Genomic DNA, 2,008 nt, shown 5'->3' on the forward strand with positions numbered 1-2,008 from the left:
CGTTTGTGCTTGCGCGATACAAGCGCCATCACGAAGCCGCTGACCACCGTGACGAGAATCGCCTTGTCGTAAGCGTAAAGCGCTGCGTCCCTGGTGATTAAAGAATACATCAGCGGCACGACCATGGTCAGCGAAAACAGGACGATCAACTGACCCAACAGGTTGATGACCGGAAGAGTGCGATACATGAATGCCTGGCGATATCGCGGACGTTGCGGCTGCCTGCGTCAGAAAAATCCGAGCCCGACCTGAAACAGCTTTTCGACCTTCGGCACCATGCGCTTGTTGACGACGAACACGATCACGTGATCCTCGGCTTCGATCACCGTGTCGTGGTGGGCGATGATGACGCGATGGCGCGCGGGCGCTGCGCCCTCAACCGTGGGTGGTTCCTCGCCGCGCACGATGGCGGCGATCGTCGCACCCTTCGGCAGATTGATTTCCTCGATGCGCCGGCCAACCACCCTTGACGATTTGGCGTCGCCGTGCGCGACCAGTTCGAGCGCTTCCGCGGCGCCCCGCCGCAGCGCATGAACGGCCGTGCAATCGCCTTTTCGCACGTGCGCGAGCAGCGGGCCTATCGTCGCCTGCGCCGGCGAAATGGCGATGTCGATCTGCCCGCTTTGCACGAGATCGACATAGGCGATGCGCTTGATCAGCGCTATCACCTTGTACGCGCCCATGCGTTTCGCCAGCAGCGACGACATCATATTGTTCTCATCGTCGTTGGTCAGCGCGCAGAAAACGTCCATCTCGCCGATGTTCTCGGCTTCGAGCAGATCGGCATCGGTCGCATCCCCGGTCAGCACCAGCGTGCGGTTCAGTTGGCCGGCCAGCGTCTGGCAGGTCGCTTTATTGTTGTCGAGCAGCTTGACCTGATAGTCGTTCTCGAGCGCGGCCGCAACCCGACGCCCAACGTTGCCGCCGCCGGCAATCATCACCCGCCTGACGGGACGATCCATGCGGCGCAATTCGCGCAACACGTTGCGGATATTTTCGCTGGCGGCGATGAAGAATATTTCGTCGCCGGCCTCGATCACCGTGCTGCCTTCCGGCGTGATCGGACGATCCTGGCGGAAGATCGCGGCGACGCGCGTTTCGATATGCGGCATGTGGCTGCGCAGATACGATAACTCGTGACCGACCAGCGGCCCGCCGTGGAATGCGCGCACCGCGACCAGCCGCACCCGGCCATCGGCGAAATCGAGCACCTGCAGGGCTTCCGGGAATTCGATCAGCCTGACGATGTAATCGGTCAGTATCTGCTCGGGGCAGATCGAAAAATCGACCGAGAAATTTTCCGGCGCGAGAATCTGCGGGTGCGCAAGATAATCCAGAGAGCGAATGCGCGCCGCCTTCATCGGCGTGTTGTAAAGCGCGCCTGCGATCTTGCACGCCACCAGATTGGTTTCGTCGCTTTGCGTCACCGCCAGCAGCATATCGGCGTCTTCGATGCCGGCCGCGACCAGCACCGAAGGATGCGCGGCATTGCCCACGACCGTGCGCAAATCGAGCGTATCCTGCAGGCGGCGCAGACGCGCGCTATCGAGATCCACAACGGTGATGTCGTTGGCCTCCGAAACCAGGCTTTCGGCGATCGACGAACCAACCTGGCCGGCGCCGAGTATGAGGATTTTCACGGCTCGTTTAGCGTGTCATTGAACATGCGCCCGCAGGTCAGGCGCCTGGAAGTTGTAGGTCAGGGCGCCGAGGCTTCGTGACGGCATTGGTCGGACTTGTCAGGGAGCTTGCGCACCATGACCTACGCGTAACTGTTTGGGCGCCCGCGCTCAATCCGGCCGGCAATGAAATGCACGCAACCAGGCTTTCCAGGCGACAAATAGATCGGGGTCGAGCGCTGCGATCACCGAACGCTGCCAAAGCCGCCCGGCCCAGAAATCGTCGCGATTCAAGGTGCACATCGAACCGCCGGCTTCCTTCAGGATCAGCGAGCCGGCTGCGTAATCCCACAGTTTCTGGCCGCCATGCAGATACAGATCGAAACGGC

3 protein-coding genes are annotated in these 2,008 nt (G+C 61.3%); all 3 read right to left on the minus strand.

Annotated elements, in window-relative coordinates:
* The coding region (locus H0V78_08780; protein MBA2351866.1) for a TrkH family potassium uptake protein at positions 1 to 188 on the minus strand (188 nt) is incomplete at its 3' end.
* Positions 189 to 227: 39 nt separating this feature from the next.
* A complete protein-coding gene (trkA, locus tag H0V78_08785; protein ID MBA2351867.1) occupies positions 228 to 1,640 on the minus strand; it encodes a Trk system potassium transporter TrkA in 1,413 nt (470 codons plus the stop codon).
* 150 nt (positions 1,641 to 1,790) lie between these two features.
* A partial coding sequence (locus H0V78_08790; protein MBA2351868.1) for an inositol monophosphatase occupies positions 1,791 to 2,008 on the minus strand: 218 nt, incomplete at its 5' end.

It is taken from the genome of Burkholderiales bacterium, assembly GCA_013695435.1.
Lineage (GTDB): Bacteria > Pseudomonadota > Gammaproteobacteria > Burkholderiales > JACMKV01 > JACMKV01.